The organism is Nostoc sp. (assembly GCF_036919615.1).
Classification (GTDB): Bacteria; Cyanobacteriota; Cyanobacteriia; order Cyanobacteriales; family Nostocaceae; genus Nostoc.
Genome location: NZ_JBALCN010000055.1, coordinates 15237 through 30580, shown reverse-complemented (window position 1 = coordinate 30580; position 15344 = coordinate 15237). Strand labels below are relative to the sequence as shown.

Below are 15344 nucleotides of genomic sequence, written 5' to 3'. Positions count from 1 at the left end.
CGCTCGTGCCAATGCCAAGCTCAAGCTTTGTTTTATCAGACTGATGCTTAAAAGACTAGCTGCCAGCTAAAAAAGATATCAAATGGGTTCTATAGGCTATACGGTCAGATCCATACAGTGGAACGGGTAAGCGTGGCTCTTTCAGCGCTCCATGATGGAGCAAAGTGAGTTTTAGCGTTGCTTCTATTACATCCTCAATAGGTGCTTGGTGTCCTTTCTCATATACTCTCAAACGTAGAGGATAAGGTAAGCCCATATTTTCAGAGGGTAATTTAGTAGTTATCAAAATCACTTCACGAGAGGACAAACGAAGTGCCAGCCCTTGTGTGGGTGCTTTCACAACTGACTGATAATAGTTATATAGTCTGGGAATACCAGACTTAATACACTGCTGGACGTATGACTCAACGTGACTCGGATGCTTTTGAAGAATTGGTTAAGGCGAACTACAAGGAAATGCCAGCTTTATTCCGTCGAGTGCGCGAAAGTCCGGGTATTGATTCATTGGTAAAAGCACGAGATGAGCAAATTGCAAGACTACAAAAAGAAAATACTGAACTCAGAGATAAGGTAGCAAAGCTTCAAAATCGCTTCTATTCTAAAGATGAGATTGAAAACATAGCGAATGATCTTCTAAGTCGTATCCAAATTTCATCTCAAGATGCCCTTAAATTATCTATGAATACTACTAGGGTATGTGAGTTTTTGAATCTGAGTATTTGTTATGCACAAATAGCTCCTGATGAGCGGGGATTGATTATAGCTATGATTTTACCTTTAGAACGTACAATTTTGATAAATGATGATATTCCAGAAGTTCTATGAGCTTTTACCGAATCGACAATTGCTCACGAAATAGGACATTGGTTACTTAATGTTAACCCAAATAAAAGTGAACTTTTATCTGCTCAAATAGATATCAAGGCTGGCATTCAAGAAACTAATCATTCATTCTTATGTCGTAGTGCTAGTGAGCCAATTGATAAGTATACTGCCAGTAGTCAGCTTGATAAAATTGAATGGCAAGCCCAGTATTTTGCCAGATGTCTGCTAATGCCTTGTCATGTACTGTAAGAAATAACAAAACGACGTGATTTAACTAATTGGAAACATCTTTATGCAATGAAAGATGAGCTTGGCATCACAATTTCTAATTTAAAAAACCACCTACAAGACCTTGGCTGGATTTTTATTCTCAAGGGTTCTAAGCAAATCCTATCTGGGTAAAGCTGCACCGAATGGGCAGACAAATTTATTTAATCAGTAAAGTGCGATCGCTATCATCTCATCATGCGATCGCACCCTACACACCAATAAACTAGAAAGTAAGATGCTCAGAATAGTCTATGGACGCCACAACAACCACTTTATCTTCTACACTCAAATTGAAAATTGACTTGACTGATGAGCAATTTTTCCAGATGTGTCAGAAAAACCGTGATTATCGATTTGAGCGTACAGCATCAGCGGAATTATTAATTATGCCACCTACAGGTAGCAATACTGGCGACCGTAATTTTGATCTGGTTGTTGAATTAGGAATCTGGAATAAACAGACTAAATTAGGTAAAGGTTTTGATTCTTCAACTGGCTTCACCCTACCCAATGGTGCAGAACGTTCTCCCCATGCTTCTTGGGTGAAAATTGAGTGGTGGAATGCTTTAACCCCAGAACAACAAGAAAAATTTGCCCCAATTTGTCCTGATTCTGTAGTAGAGTTGCGTTCTCGTACTGATTCATTGAAAGAATTGCAAGAGAAAATACAGGAGTATATCAAAAATGGCGCTCAATTAGGCTGGTTAATCGACCGGAAAAACAAGCGAGTATAAATTTATCGTCCAGGTAAAGATGTAGAGATATTAGACAATTCTGCTAGTTTATCAGGGGAAAGTATCCTACCTGGATTTGTGTTGGATTTAGAGCAGATTATGTAGCTTTATCGATTAGGATACACATGGCGCATTTCAAAGCGACTTTGTTCCCAAAGTGGTAGCAAAGCCTGTTTAGCAGAATTTAATTGAGCTTGCGAGAAAGAGATTTTCCCATTTTCTATAATCCAAATAAATATCCGAGTTATTAAATCTGCCTTGAAACTATTCTCGTATTCACAATTGTTTATTCTTGCTACTTGCTGATCTAAGCAATCCATAGCATATTTAAAAGTCAAGTTTTTCTTGTCTGTGAAAGTGTGAGGAATTTCTACTTGCGTATTTTTCCACTCAACCCTACGTAAATTTCCGATAATATAGTCTATGCCTGTTATGGACGAATCAGTATTACGTACCAAATTTGTATAGGCTTGGTAATATGGTTTCAAGAGCGAAGCAGCAATATTTTCCACACATATATGTAGCCAAGATTGGATGTCGCGAAGATAAGGTGCTAAATCTCTGATATTATTAATTTCTTTAATCAGCGCCCGGTCACTGCTGTAATTTGTGATTTTGGCTAGCAATTCAGCTTCAGATAGTTGAGACTTTTGTGAGTAATGATTAATAACTTTTGGAATATATTTCTCTAATAACCACTGTTTGGTATATCTAGCTGTCCAGATTCCCAGGACTCCAATATCTTGCTGCCATAAGGTTAATTTACCTGTCTCAATAGATTGTAAATTCACGTCATTTAGCTCATAAATTATATTAATTTGATTATTAGGCAATAAATCAAAACTTCTATCAATTTTGGCTAAGATAAATGTGTGATCGCGAATTCCTCGACTGACTCTAATTGATATATCTTTTCTATGGAATAGATGCCATTCTGACTTGCCTTTAGTATAATCAAATTCATTAGCAAACTGCTGCATTAACTCCCATAATTCTTGTTTTACAGAAAAAAGGATAAAACCGCGACTTTCTGAAAATTTTACGAATTCAAAATTCCATGTTTCTAAAACATTTTCAAACTCAATTATTAAATTTTTATATTCTTGGCAAACTCCATCAATACACAAACACAAATCTACTGCTTCTAACTCTGATAAGATTAGAGTTGTTTGACCTAAATATACCTCAAAAGTATTTTTATCTAACTGTTTAAAAAACCGACGACATCCCCAATCTGGCTGGGTGTACAATCCAGTCATTAATTGACCTAAAATATCTTGATGATTTAAGTAAATTTTCAGACCTCTTAAAATGATGCTGCTGAACTCTATTTCACAATTACCCCCTCCAAAAGCTTTGGGTAAATTACATGCGATCGCTACTTTTGGTTTCACAACAACTAAGTGGTAGCCTTCTCTGGTAGTGGAAGGCTCAAAATCACATTTTTCTAAAACATCCTGTAAATCTGAATAGCGTCTTATAAATCTTTCTATTAAGTTATATTTAGTATATATTAAAATATTTGCTGTACTTTTATCGATATTTTTAACCGAATCAAAATTTAGCTGATTATAAAATTTTGAGGCAATATCATAATTTCTAAGCACATCTATATTTGTATCAAATATCGACTCTTCTTTATGATAATGGAGTTGCTTGAAAACCTTTATTTGATATCCATTAGTAATCATAAAAAATAGTGTTTTAAAATGATTATTATAAAATTTAGCTTGCTTAATAGCGTCATTTAATTTAGCTTGATGTGGTTCTATTACTTCAGTAAAAATAAGTGAAGTATCTGTATTTTGTTGCTTAATGTCATCTGTTGTATAATAAATCTGAGCAATTTCTGGATTTATCCCGTAATTTCCTGATTTAGATATTTTTAAAGGGTATTCACGATGACATTTCTCTGGATAACAGAGATAGTGAAACATTGGGAAAATAAACTTTTCTTTTACATCATCTTCATTTTGTAAAATCCGATGGTCAAAACCTTGTATCCATGTGATAAATTGTTTAATTGACTCTGGAATAGTCATCAGATAATCTACCTGCTAGTATAAATTTGCTATGCCTTATTTTGTTTATATAATTAGCAATTTATCAAGTCAGTTTAGATAGTATAGTGATTGTGAATACTATAATGAAACCATTCGTCTTGAACTTGACGTGGGAGCATCTCAATGAGTGTAAAAATATGCCCAGATGTAGCGAATAGAATTCGTAGGCCAGTTGCTTTAAGTCGGCAAAGCCAGACGTCAGTCACCAGATCAGGGAAACCCCAGGCGTGGTTGTGTTGTACGTAACCGAAATTTAATTGTGCGCGATCGCCTAATTAAGATAACCCTATAATTAATAACCCCCGACTTGGGTTATTAGCACTAACAGTAATTAAATTATTTATATTTTTAGCGAGATATTTTTGCAATATACATAAAGCAACCTGTAAGTAACTTTAAGCTGAAATCAAAGGCGTTACAAAATTGGAATATGATTCAGTAACGCCCTTAATTTAATTTATTAAGCCTCGAAAATCCCAAGTTTAGCTAGACAATTATGGTTGAAATTAGATCAGTAAAAAAGGTAGAAAATTAGATGGGGCTTTCACTACTGAACAAAGCACTAATTAAGCAAAGGCAAAAATTTGCGAATTAACCCAATTGTGACTGCTGGCAATTCCAACTGCGGTGTTAACCCCACATCTTCCAACTGTTGAAAAAATCGGATCGCTTGGGGATTAATTTCTGCAAGGCGGCGACCAATTGAGGGGCCTGTAAATTCTGACCTTTGTCCCCAAATAATGGCGGTGGGAGTGATTAACTGTTGAATGTAAAGGGATAAATCAAAGCATAAATCGCCACGGACAAAGGACAGTGCTGCATACTCAGCATTAGGCTGTAGAGCGGATTGTAAATAAGCATCTACAATTTCTTGGTACACTCGATTAGACTGAGCAAATTGCCGTTGCTCTAAGAAGCTGCGAATACCCCCACTCGTGGCGATTCCAGTGCTGTAAAGTAAACGGTCAACAAGGGGAACGCTGACTAACTGAGCAAACAAACTATTGGAGTAGTTTTCGCCAAAGTCGGAAAGTCCTGAGGGGGTAGTGAGAATTAAAGACTTGAATAAATCCGGATGAGCTGCTGCTACTCGAATTGTAAATCCTGCGGTTAAAGAAGAAGCGATCGCAGTTACTGGCCCAATACAAGTTTGCTCGAAAAACTCCCGAATCGTGGTCAAATAATCCTCAATCTGATAACTCCGTGCCGGATGCTCAGACCTACCCCAACCGATCAAATCTGGCGCAATGACCCGATATTGGGCAGCAAAAGCCGGATAAACTTTCGACCACTCATAAGCAGAAGATCCACCACCAAAGCCGTGCAGAAACACCAAAGTTTCCCGATCATCTTTGGTAGTTACATTGTCTAGCCAAGGTGACCCAGCAGCAGTATAGTATGCCATTCTACCTAGTGAGGTATTTATGGAGCGTTGTTCAAATCCTAGTGGTTGAAACATAAGTATTTTTTGTTGACTGTAGTGATTAGTTGGCACAATTTAAAGAAGAAACCTGGGACGCAGGGACACGGAAACAGTATTTGATAATTTCTTTGCGTCTTCTTTGGTCACCCTAGATTTACGTGTTTAGTTCAAACTCCCCACTCATTGTTATTATCAGCGAACTAATCACTCTAAGACTTCTTGCTACCGTTAGATTAAGTAGATGTAAAATTCCTGGATTCCTTGTAAAGATTTGGTGATTTTTTTCACAATAAAAAGTAACTTAACGTTGTAATTACTGTTTTATAAGGTTTCTTACGGTAACGAGTATCACTAAAGTGTGAATCAAACATAAGTTTTTATGGTAGTCTATCAAGAAACTCATAAATAATTTTGAGCGTCAAGAAAAGTTAAAACGCTCATTTTAATAAACTATTAATTCTACATGTAGAATTAATAGCCTTTGATGTATAACTAATCTGATTATTCTTTAGGTAATGGTAAGGCGGAATGTCATGGTAAAGCAGGCTACTCTTCAATCAAATAAACTACCAACGATTGAAGACGCTAAATTTGCGCTTGACAACTTTAATATACAAAACGAAATTACAGCTTCAGCTTGGCGGGGTCAGGTCGAACCGGTTATAGACCCTGCCAGAGTGACTGTACCTACTTGTATTTGTTTAGACTTAGAAGACTTGAAGTGTTTTGAAGCAGTAGAGCGCCAGTATGAACGCTGGGGAGTAATTTTTCACAATTCTCTAGCAATACAGCCATCAAATCCAGCATTCCCAACCTATTCAGGGCTAACAGTTTTAATGGGAGCGCCTAAAAGCGGATTTTTAGAAGCTACTTTCTTGCATCCGGTAAACTCGGTTAGCACCTTTGTCACTAGTTCGCAACGGCTAGTGCTTTCTGCCTACGATTGCGATCGCCAACTCCTCGGTCAAACTGCACTACCAAGCGCTAATCTTGCCAATTCAGACTCGGCAATTTCCCCCAATACCTTATTATCTATAACTGTGAATAACATCTACAGCGTTACCTTCTGTGCTTTTGATGGTCAATTCACCCTTGATAACTTTCGTTTTTGTCTTTAACCTAAAACGTTAAAAACTCAGTGACCAAATTAAGCTTACTCGCTCAGTCGGGGTATTCTTTTAGAGTATATTAATCATCAATTACACTCCCAGACACTGCGAAAGTATGAAGTATAAATTAATTAAGTGTGATTATTTTTTTAGCCTACCCGACTGGAAGGGATTTACCAAAGGGCGAATGGGTTCTCTTTGAGAGTAGGTACAACGATTAATACCGACGAGCCTAGTATCGCATTCACGGAATTCAAAATTTAAAAAACCTTTATGCCCTTGCTGTGAGCGATTTAAAATGTTATCTTGATTTCCGCCGTGCTGTACTAGTCTAGTATTCGTCCATTAAAACCGGGCATCTTGTGGTTTGGGCTTTCACCCTTTCTTCATCCCTAGTAAAACTTATACAATAGGTAATTTCGTAATCAAGTAGGTAAACACTGTGGCACAGGTTTCGTCTTCTTGGCAGCAATTGATCAACCAAATCCCTAACTGGAACTGGTCGCTGACAAAATTCAAGACAAAGGGAGCCACAAAGCAGCAAACATTTAAGCGCTTCTCTGGACCTGGGGGCTTTCTTGGGTTCTTGACAATCGTTGTTGCTATGTTGTTGTGGAACTGGAAACTGCTATTGGCTCTCTTAATCGGCGTTGGGATAATGCTATTGGTTTACTCAATGCAGGAGTGGGACTGGCAATTGCACTGGTCTAAAATACGTAAGTTCTTAAACAGTTCAAATCGTCGGTTAGTCTTAGCAGTCGTCAGTGGTGGTCTTGGTACTGTCAGCACTTATATGGCAGCTGCAATTTGGGTTGACTCTCACAGTCCCTGGATTGCTGCTGGTGCTATTGTGCAAGGTGTGGGAACCCTGTTAACTTTAATTTTATTGGTATGGCAAATTGTCAACTTCCATGAAAATCAAGAAGAAGACCACCTCGATCAGTTGTTGGTCAATTTAACAGAAAAAGATCCATTGAAGCGGTTGATTGCCCTACGTCAACTAACTAAATTCATCAGCCGTAAGCGAGTTGATTCTTCAGTGCAGCAAGATGTTGTGGAATGCTTGCAACTCCTACTCAGTCGAGAGGAGGAAGTTGTGATTCGAGAGGCAGCTTTTAAGAGTTTACAAGCCTGCGATGACCTCCGGTCGGTCGGAGACCATCGCCTACAAATCGTAGCACCCAAAACAGCAGCAACTTTCGCACCCGTATCTGCAAAAGTCAAGCACCACGTTTATTAGTTATTTGTCATTTGCAAATGCCCAATTCCCAATGCTTATTTTCGAGACAGCCGTCCATTGCAAACTTGCACTACCGGATGATTGCATCGCCGCACCAATTGTTCATCGTGGGTGGTAACAATTACTGTAGCCCCAAAGGAATTTAACTTCTGAAGAATCTGGATCACTTGCCAGGAATTATCTAGATCGAGATTTCCTGTTGGCTCATCTGCCAACAGCAGGGGTGGTGTACCAACGATCGCCCTGGCAATACTCACCCGCTGTTGCTCTCCCCCAGACAGTTGATCTGGAAAGCAGTCAGCTTTACTCAGTAAACCCACCAGTTTCAAGGTTGGTTCTAGGCGTCGTTGAATTTCTTTACGGGTATACCCTTGAGCTTGCAGCACAAAAGTTACATTTTCCGCTACTGTTCGTTGAGTAATCAATTTGTAGTCTTGAAACACAATGCCAATCCGTCGCCGCAATAATGACAAGCGATCGCCCCGTAAACTCGCTACATTACATTCATCAACAATTACTTCTCCCTGTGTGGGTAACTCCTGACCATACATCAGTTTCAAAAGCGTTGATTTACCAGAACCACTTGGCCCGGTGATAAACAGAAATTCTCCCTTTTTTACCTCAAGGTTCGCATTTAACAAGGCGTGAGTGCCATTAGCATAGGTCTTGCTTACAGATTGCAATTGCACCTTTGCAGTAGTATTGCTACCGTGCTGTTGAGTTTCACTGTCCTCTTTATGAACGGAAAAGTCTTTCCTGACTTGAGTTGTTAATACTGGCATTGTTAAATTTTCCTCATACCCACACCAAACAGTTTGGCGATTTAGATGTGACATTCCTCTCAAAAATTAGGATTCCCAGGTTTCGCCTGGGAATTTAAAATTCAACAAAGAAAATTTAAAATTTTTTGAAGACTTTAATCCAAACTAAGTAATAACACCCAGTACAGACGCGATTAATCGCGTCTCTCCCCTCTTAACTAATTGCACCCCTTGCTGTCAAACGATAAACAAACGCTTTGGCAACAAACTCTGGCAAAGCCAACATCCGCCGCCAACGCCAAGGTTCTTGATAAAGCCGATACAGCCATTCCAAATGATTATTTCCTAACCAGGCGGGGGCACGAGTTTTAGTTCCCGACCAAATATCAAAACTGCCACCAACGCCAATCCAAATTGCTTGAGGACACAAATGGCGGTTTTCGGCAATCCATAACTCTTGACGTGGCACTCCCAAACCGACAAAAATCACTTGTGGCTGCAATTGAGCGAAAGTTTGTCGCAATTGTGCTTCTTCTTCTGGGGAATGGTAGCCTGAGTGAGTGCCTACTATACTCAAATCTGGAATTTGCTGCTGCCAAAAATCTGCCGCAATTGACGCCACTCCAGGCGCTCCTCCATAGAAAAATACCTTTGCCCCTGTCTTTTGTTGCCCAAGTTCTTGCAAAAGTTTTTCTGCTAATTCAATCCCCGGAAAACGCTGCACTTTTTGCCATAACAGCCACCGCAAATACAGAACAACCCCGGCTCCATCTGGAATCACTAGCTCAGCATTTTTAATCACCTGAGCTAAGAATTGATTTCGCTCTGCCTGCATAGTCATTTCTGCATTGAGCGTTACTACATGAGTTCCTCTGCCTGCGTGCAGGCACTCTAACAACCAGCCTGGATAGTTAGCCATCACATGAACTGGTATTCCCAATACTGAAAATGCTTGATTACCATTAGACATAGCCTATTCTTGAGTAACCCTCACACCAGATTTGCTTGAATGTTAAGTTTATCAAATTTTTTTATATTAGAACTTAGGCAGGAGAGATTCCCTATAGTCCTGCAACAATAGAAAGCATAATTAAACTAATTAGTCTTGGGCGCTTGTATTTGGACTGGTTCAGTCCAAATTTTATTGTTAAAGTGTAATATTCACTCAGTATAAAACGCTCAACTCACAACTCTGGTTCCGGGAACAGAAGTCCCCACTATCTGCTTGCAGTTAGTGTGGAAATATGTCACGAAACTCGACTTTCCGGTTAAGGTAGTGTAACGGGCTGAAGTTGGCTATGAGTAAAATTCGTATCGCTCTGATTGAAGATCATGACCTAACTCGTGTGGGTATTCGGACAGCACTACTGCAAAAGGATGAAATTGAAGTTGTAGGTGAAGCTGCCAATGCTGCTGAGGGGCTAAAAATGTTAAAAACGGTACAACCAGATATTGCCATTGTAGATATTGGTTTACCAGATAAAGATGGCATTGAGTTGACACGGGAGGTAAAATCTACTGCTAATGGGCAGCAGCTAGTTACAAAGGTGTTAATTTTGACACTACGGGATAACAAAGAAGCGGTGTTGGCAGCTTTTGCCGCTGGCGCAGACTCTTACTGTATGAAAGATATCAAATTCGATAATTTACTGGAAGCAGTGCGAGTAACTTACAATGGCAACGCCTGGATCGACCCGGCGATCGCTCGGATTGTATTACAACAAGCGCAACAAAATCCCCAAAAGTTGGAATCGGCTTTTGTAGATACCAAGACTATTGTCTCTAACCCTGATTATGTCGAGAATCTGGAAGGAATTCAACCTTACACCCTGACAGAAAGGGAGTTAGAAGTGCTACAGTTGATTGTCGAAGGTTGTAGTAATGCAGTAATTGCAGAAAGACTTTACATTACTGTTGGGACTGTTAAAACTCACGTTCGCAATATTTTAAATAAGCTATGTGCCGATGACCGTACCCAAGCAGCAGTCCGCGCCTTGCGTTCTGGGTTGGTTGGATAAAGTTAATTTTGGTATGGAGCAATTGAGGATGATTAAGGGAAACTCACAACTTTGAGAAAGTTATATTTTCAAAGTGAATAGCTTCTCTGATTTTTTGTTACTTATCAGGTGGGATAAACATCACGTTATCTCGCCATTCAAATATGTGAAAACTAAAGTCAAATATGGCTGATATTGGGATGGACAAACTCAAGCTCATGGTGGTAGACGATGAGCCAGATAACTTAGATTTACTCTACCGCACTTTTAGGCGAGATTATCAAGTATATAAAGCCAATCATGCCTTTGGTGCTCTGGAAATCTTGGATCAATTTGGCGAGATGGCGGTGATTATTTCTGACCAAAGAATGCCAGAAATGAATGGCACCGAATTTTTTAGTCGCACCGTCGAGCGCTTTCCAGACACGATTCGGATTTTGTTAACTGGTTTTACTGATGTCGAAGATTTGGTAGATGCGATTAACTCTGGTCAGGTATTTAAGTACATTACCAAACCCTGGAATCCGGATCGGCTGAGAGCATTAGTTGAGCAAGCTAGTGATACATATCGCCTAGTTAAGAAGCGCACGCAAGAGTTGAGTCGGGCCCTACGGCGAGAATCTTTATTTAATGCGGTAACAACAGCAATTCGGGAATCTTTAGACTACGACAGTATGCTGCAAAAAATTGTAGCAACTATTGGACAAAGATTTGAAGCTAGCAGTTGCTTGCTCAGACCAGTAGAGGGCGATCGCCTGACACAAGACGAGTTCTTCTACCACGATCCTCAATCCCGTGTATTAGATTTCTTGTTTGATTCCAGTGTTTTAATTGAAAAAGTGCTGGAAACCCGTCATTATCAACTAGCTCAAGAAATATACGATGGCAACCCCTGTCACCACCTGGTTGTGCCACTTAGCTACCAGCAGCATTTGTTGGCTGTGCTAGCCCTCCACCAATGGGGAAGCGATCGCCCCTGGCAAGACGAAGACATCCAACTGATTGCAGGTGTTGCTGAACAAGCAGCCTTAGCCCTCTCTCAAGCAAAACTCTACCAGCGTCTCCAAGAAAAGCAACAGCAGATTCATAATGAGTTGGAGGTAGCTCGCCAAATTCAATACAACTTGCTACGCCAAAGTTTACCTGACATCAAAGGTGTGAAGGTGCAAGCCTGCTGTTACCCAGCGCGGGAAGTAGGAGGCGATTTTTTTGAAGTTTTTGTTCATCCCAAAGGCGATTTGTGGTTGGCAGTGGGTGATGTCTCTGGCAAGGGCGTCCCAGCTGCTTTATTTATGGCTAGTATTATTTCAGTTTTGCGCCGGGAATTATCTCAAGAAGCACCAGCCGAGCCGAATGTGGTCATGCAAAACCTCAACCACGCTCTCAGTGAAGATCTAATTAGCAACAATTATTTCATCACCCTTGTGTTAGCCTGTTACACCACTACCACTAAGGAACTCGTCTATACTAATGCCGGTCATATCTATCCACTGTTATGGTCACGCCAAGGCGCTTTAGCCGATAATCCCAATTATCTGAAAGTCCGCAGCGTTCCTTTGGGGATCTTGCCTAAGTGGCAGGCAGAGTCTGGTCGTTTGGTTCTCGCTGCTGGAGATACATTGTTACTAGCCAGCGATGGAATTACAGAAGCAATGATCTCAAATGATTTTAGTTTAGCAGTAAAAACCGAGACTGGCGTTGAGCCAGTTAACCGTTCGATGCTAAATCAAGATGGTCTTTGGCAACTCTTACAACAAGAGCAACAACCGCTTTCTCTTAACCATTTACTAGCTCGCATCCAGGCAGATAACCAAGTTCAAGAAGATGATCAAACTATACTTTCACTGGAGATTTTGTAAGTCATGAAAAGTGAGCTTCATGTACCAAGTGACTTGAATTTTCTTAATATTGTGGAAAACTGGTTGCTGGGATGTTTGAAAATCCAATTAGGAGATTCTGTGGATTGGTCACGGCAATCAAGTCGGTTGAGACTGGCTTTGGTAGAAGCCTACTCAAATGCAGTCCGTCATGCTCACAAGGATAAACCAAATTTACCGATTTTACTGCGTTTGGAAGTGAAAGACCGGGATCTTGCCCTCGAAGTTTGGGACTACGGCGAAGGCTTTGATATGTCTACCTACTACGCTCCAAACCCGATGGAAAAACAAGAAGGTGGTTATGGCTGGCTAATTATGAATCGTCTCATGGATAAAGTTGATTACCAGTTGCAGATTAATGGTGCCAACTGTCTGAAGTTAGAAGCTACTTTACCCGAATTAGTCCGATAGACAAAAGTTACTGTTTTTCAAATCATGTGATTTATACGAATTTTCAATGCTGAGATTTTGTTTTGGGTATGATCAAATATTGCCTAAACCATTTATAGTTATTTGTTACTTTTCACGACGTAAAGAAAGTAGCTCTTGGGGGGAAGCTAAAAGTTTAATTCTAGTATAAAGAATTTGCTGTTGCTGGTTGAGGATAAATAACCACAAGACATTCACACTACACCACGAAGTTTGTGCTTTGCCTGTTACCTGGACTTGGATCGTAGCGTTTTCTAAAGTCTCGGCTATTCCTGTGTTTGGGTAAGCTTTAATGTTTTGGCCTTCTTGTTTTAAGTAGGCTGCGATCGCATCTGTCCCGACAATATCAGATTCAAATGGTGGACGCATCACACCATCCACCGCAAATAAGGCAGCAGTTGTTTCAAATTCTCCTGCATTTAAGGTTTCAAAATAACACAGTATACTAGTTTCTGCAATTCCCTCAATCTGGAGTTCTTCTTTCAACTGCGCTGGGGATATAAATTCAGCAGAGGTCACGTCGCTTCGCTCCGAATTCAAAATTAACAATCCCTATAAATAAATTTAGTTGCTTTGTATGCTTTTATTTGTCGGTGATAGAATTGCCTCTATCATGCTAAATATTAATTTAAATACAAAAATAGGTAAAAAGAAAGCTGCTATTGAGATAGATTGCCATATATTAGAAAATCTTCCTCACGATGGAAGTTTTACAACAGAATTTAGTTAAATAGCAGGGAATTAAGCTCACCCAGGATCGGGGACGCATGGCTATAAATAAAATTTATCTGTATAATCAGTAATAAATCTTAATCAAAAGTATTGACTAGGTAATGTATATTATCAATGCCTTTAGTTAGGCAAAATCCAGATAAAAAAATGAATCAGTATTCCGTAACAAGCAGCAGTATAGTCAAAGAAAAAGCCAGCGAGTTGGGCTTTCACAAAGTTGGAATTGCTGATGTAGATAGGGTAGATGCTACAGAAGTGCAGAGGTTGCAAGCATGGATTGAACTGGGTTATCACGCCGACATGGAATGGATGGCTAACCCAAAACGTCAGGATATCAGCTTAGTGATGCCAGAAGCGCGATCGCTAGTGTGTGTGGCGCTAAATTACTATACACCACATCAACGTCCCGTTCGCGTAGCGTCTCCGTCAGGAGAAGGCGAGGAATACGCTAAAATTTCCCGTTATGCTTGGGGAAGGGATTATCACAAAGTGATGCATAAAAAACTCAAGCAGCTATCTACATGGCTAGAATCACTTGATGAAGGCGTACAAGCTCGTTATTATGCAGACACTGGCCCGGTGCAAGATAAAGTGTTGGCTCAACTTGCCGGAATTGGTTGGATTGCCAAAAATGGTAATGTGATTACACGGGAATTTGGCTCTTGGGTATTTTTGGGAGAAGTATTGACAAATTTGGAATTAGAGAGCGATCGCGCGCATACAGAACACTGCGGTAGCTGTACTCGTTGTATTCAGGCTTGTCCTACGAGTGCAATTACTCAGCCTTTTGTTGTGGATGCTAATCGCTGCATTGCTTATCATACCATTGAAAATCGGGCAGAGGAATTGCCAGAAACAATCACACCTCATTTGCAAGGCTGGGTTGCTGGTTGTGATATTTGCCAAGATGTTTGTCCTTGGAATCAACGTTTTGCCAGCCCAACTGATATTGCAGAGTTTCAGCCTTATCCTGGGAATATTGCTCCCCAACTGCTAGAATTAGCCCAAATCTCAGATCAGGAGTGGGATAAACGATTTCCAGCATCTGCCTTGCGGCGGATTAAGCCAGAAATGTTACGACGCAACGCCCTAGCTAATCTTGACGCATCCAGGCGAAAGAATGACCCCGAAAGTAATTATTTTTGATTTTGATGGCACAATTGCTGATACAGTAGATGCCCTTGTAAGTATTGCTAATCGTCTAGCTGTAGACTTTGGTTATATACATATAAGTCCAGAGCAATTAGCCCTACTCAAGAACTTAACATCTAGGGAAATTATTAAGTACTCAGGAGTTTCTCTATTTAAGATACCTTTTCTAGTTAAAAAAATTAAAGGGGAATTAAAAAACAAAATCCCAGAATTAAAGCCAATTTCGGGAATTAAAGAAGCATTAATGGAACTCCAAAATCAAGGATATAAATTGGGCATTATCACTTCTAATTCTCAAGAAAATGTGACGCAATTCCTCACAATCAATGATTTAAATCACCTGTTTGATTTTATCTACTCAGGAATTACAATTTTTGGCAAAACAACGATAATCAATAATGTATTGAGGCAAAAGCAACTTCAACCTCAAGAAGTTATTTATGTCGGAGATGAAACCAGAGATATAGAAGCGTCAAAGAAAGCAAATATCCAAGTGATTGCAGTGACTTGGGGCTTTAACTCACCGGAAGCACTAGCCAAGCAAAATCCAGATTATTTAATTCACCGACCTAGTGAACTCCTAGAAGTGATGAATGGTCGTTAATTAATTAATATAGCGGTTCTCAATTGTATGGAATACAGACCTAACAAGAACAGTCCCAACCCTTGTAGCATTGGGTGTAAGCCTCAAAGCCTTTCTTCTTTTAGGAGAGAGGTCAGACTGTAATGCAT

Annotated in this window: 16 protein-coding genes and 1 pseudogene; 11 read left to right on the top strand and 6 right to left on the bottom strand. The window is 39.9% G+C overall.

Annotation, left to right across the window (positions count from 1 at the left end; translation table 11 throughout):
- Positions 1-55 precede the first annotated feature (55 nt).
- Positions 56-340 carry a hypothetical protein gene (locus V7K48_RS16920; RefSeq protein WP_335074375.1) on the bottom strand — a complete coding sequence of 95 codons (285 nt, stop codon included), beginning with the start codon at positions 338-340 and terminating at the stop codon, positions 56-58.
- Between the two features lie 59 nt (positions 341-399).
- On the opposite strand from V7K48_RS16920, the gene V7K48_RS16915 reads away from it, so the two are divergent.
- The 3 genes and pseudogenes from V7K48_RS16915 to V7K48_RS16905 all read left to right on the top strand — a co-directional run bounded on the left by V7K48_RS16915 (position 400) and on the right by V7K48_RS16905 (position 1934).
- Positions 400-825, top strand: a complete 426-nt coding sequence (locus V7K48_RS16915) for a hypothetical protein (protein WP_335074373.1) — start codon at positions 400-402, stop codon at positions 823-825.
- Between the two features lie 18 nt (positions 826-843).
- Positions 844-1074, top strand: a complete 231-nt coding sequence (locus V7K48_RS16910) for an ImmA/IrrE family metallo-endopeptidase (RefSeq protein ID WP_335074379.1) — start codon at positions 844-846, stop codon at positions 1072-1074.
- Between the two features lie 272 nt (positions 1075-1346).
- Positions 1347-1934: pseudogene (locus V7K48_RS16905) on the top strand (Uma2 family endonuclease).
- A gap of 2 nt (positions 1935-1936) precedes the next feature.
- Here the strand turns inward: V7K48_RS16905 and V7K48_RS16900 are convergent.
- Both V7K48_RS16900 and V7K48_RS16895 read right to left on the bottom strand, forming a co-directional pair.
- Positions 1937-3871 (bottom strand): hypothetical protein, encoded by a 1935-nt coding sequence (locus tag V7K48_RS16900; protein ID WP_335074370.1) that lies wholly within the window; start codon positions 3869-3871, stop codon positions 1937-1939.
- A gap of 583 nt (positions 3872-4454) precedes the next feature.
- Positions 4455-5351: an alpha/beta fold hydrolase gene (locus tag V7K48_RS16895; protein WP_335074368.1), complete on the bottom strand. Its 897-nt coding sequence runs from the start codon at positions 5349-5351 to the stop codon at positions 4455-4457.
- A gap of 497 nt (positions 5352-5848) precedes the next feature.
- Between V7K48_RS16895 and V7K48_RS16890 the strand changes: the two genes are divergently transcribed.
- Positions 5849-6433: a hypothetical protein gene (locus V7K48_RS16890; RefSeq protein WP_335074366.1), complete on the top strand. Its 585-nt coding sequence runs from the start codon at positions 5849-5851 to the stop codon at positions 6431-6433.
- A gap of 433 nt (positions 6434-6866) precedes the next feature.
- Positions 6867-7664: an armadillo-type fold-containing protein gene (locus V7K48_RS16885; RefSeq protein ID WP_335074364.1), complete on the top strand. Its 798-nt coding sequence runs from the start codon at positions 6867-6869 to the stop codon at positions 7662-7664.
- 35 nt (positions 7665-7699) lie between these two features.
- On the opposite strand, the gene ftsE is transcribed toward V7K48_RS16885, so the two are convergent.
- Positions 7700-8446, bottom strand: a complete 747-nt coding sequence (gene ftsE, locus V7K48_RS16880; RefSeq protein WP_335074362.1) for a cell division ATP-binding protein FtsE — start codon at positions 8444-8446, stop codon at positions 7700-7702.
- Between the two features lie 193 nt (positions 8447-8639).
- Entirely contained in the window at positions 8640-9395 is a 756-nt protein-coding gene (locus V7K48_RS16875) for a WecB/TagA/CpsF family glycosyltransferase (protein WP_335074360.1), read from the bottom strand.
- A gap of 328 nt (positions 9396-9723) precedes the next feature.
- Between V7K48_RS16875 and V7K48_RS16870 the strand changes: the two genes are divergently transcribed.
- From V7K48_RS16870 to V7K48_RS16860, 3 genes are all read left to right on the top strand, one after another.
- Positions 9724-10443, top strand: a complete 720-nt coding sequence (locus tag V7K48_RS16870; RefSeq protein ID WP_335074358.1) for a response regulator transcription factor — start codon at positions 9724-9726, stop codon at positions 10441-10443.
- Between the two features lie 164 nt (positions 10444-10607).
- The gene (locus V7K48_RS16865; RefSeq protein WP_335074356.1) at positions 10608-12281 is read left to right on the top strand and encodes a SpoIIE family protein phosphatase; all 1674 of its coding nucleotides are present in this window, start codon (positions 10608-10610) and stop codon (positions 12279-12281) included.
- Between the two features lie 3 nt (positions 12282-12284).
- A complete protein-coding gene (locus V7K48_RS16860; protein ID WP_334971222.1) occupies positions 12285-12710 on the top strand; it encodes an ATP-binding protein in 426 nt (141 codons plus the stop codon).
- Between the two features lie 105 nt (positions 12711-12815).
- On the opposite strand, the gene V7K48_RS16855 is transcribed toward V7K48_RS16860, so the two are convergent.
- On the bottom strand, positions 12816-13247 hold the full coding sequence (locus V7K48_RS16855) for a ketosteroid isomerase family protein (protein ID WP_335074354.1): 432 nt from the start codon (positions 13245-13247) through the stop codon (positions 12816-12818).
- A gap of 58 nt (positions 13248-13305) precedes the next feature.
- Here V7K48_RS16855 and V7K48_RS16850 point away from each other — a divergent pair, with 58 nt between their 5' ends.
- From V7K48_RS16850 to V7K48_RS16840, 3 genes are all read left to right on the top strand, one after another.
- Positions 13306-13458, top strand: coding sequence for a hypothetical protein (locus tag V7K48_RS16850; RefSeq protein ID WP_335074353.1), 153 nt, complete (start codon positions 13306-13308; stop codon positions 13456-13458).
- A gap of 149 nt (positions 13459-13607) precedes the next feature.
- Positions 13608-14606 carry a tRNA epoxyqueuosine(34) reductase QueG gene (gene queG, locus V7K48_RS16845; protein ID WP_335074351.1) on the top strand — a complete coding sequence of 333 codons (999 nt, stop codon included), beginning with the start codon at positions 13608-13610 and terminating at the stop codon, positions 14604-14606.
- The gene (locus V7K48_RS16840; protein WP_334971216.1) at positions 14581-15216 is read left to right on the top strand and encodes an HAD-IA family hydrolase; all 636 of its coding nucleotides are present in this window, start codon (positions 14581-14583) and stop codon (positions 15214-15216) included. Before queG ends, V7K48_RS16840 begins: the two co-directional genes overlap by 26 nt.
- Positions 15217-15344 lie beyond the last annotated feature (128 nt).

What these genes read in the sequence shown, in the direction of transcription:
- queG (WP_335074351.1), top strand. Translation starts at nt 13,608, where the DNA reads ATGAATCAGTATTCCGTAACAAGCAGCAGTATAGTCAAAGAAAAAGCC.
- V7K48_RS16895 (WP_335074368.1), bottom strand. Translation starts at nt 5,351, where the DNA reads ATGTTTCAACCACTAGGATTTGAACAACGCTCCATAAATACCTCACTA.
- V7K48_RS16890 (WP_335074366.1), top strand. Translation starts at nt 5,849, where the DNA reads ATGGTAAAGCAGGCTACTCTTCAATCAAATAAACTACCAACGATTGAA.
- V7K48_RS16840 (WP_334971216.1), top strand. Translation starts at nt 14,581, where the DNA reads ATGACCCCGAAAGTAATTATTTTTGATTTTGATGGCACAATTGCTGAT.
- V7K48_RS16860 (WP_334971222.1), top strand. Translation starts at nt 12,285, where the DNA reads ATGAAAAGTGAGCTTCATGTACCAAGTGACTTGAATTTTCTTAATATT.
- V7K48_RS16900 (WP_335074370.1), bottom strand. Translation starts at nt 3,871, where the DNA reads ATGACTATTCCAGAGTCAATTAAACAATTTATCACATGGATACAAGGT.
- V7K48_RS16915 (WP_335074373.1), top strand. Translation starts at nt 400, where the DNA reads ATGACTCAACGTGACTCGGATGCTTTTGAAGAATTGGTTAAGGCGAAC.
- ftsE (WP_335074362.1), bottom strand. Translation starts at nt 8,446, where the DNA reads ATGCCAGTATTAACAACTCAAGTCAGGAAAGACTTTTCCGTTCATAAA.
- V7K48_RS16850 (WP_335074353.1), top strand. Translation starts at nt 13,306, where the DNA reads ATGCTTTTATTTGTCGGTGATAGAATTGCCTCTATCATGCTAAATATT.
- V7K48_RS16865 (WP_335074356.1), top strand. Translation starts at nt 10,608, where the DNA reads ATGGCTGATATTGGGATGGACAAACTCAAGCTCATGGTGGTAGACGAT.
- V7K48_RS16875 (WP_335074360.1), bottom strand. Translation starts at nt 9,395, where the DNA reads ATGTCTAATGGTAATCAAGCATTTTCAGTATTGGGAATACCAGTTCAT.
- V7K48_RS16870 (WP_335074358.1), top strand. Translation starts at nt 9,724, where the DNA reads ATGAGTAAAATTCGTATCGCTCTGATTGAAGATCATGACCTAACTCGT.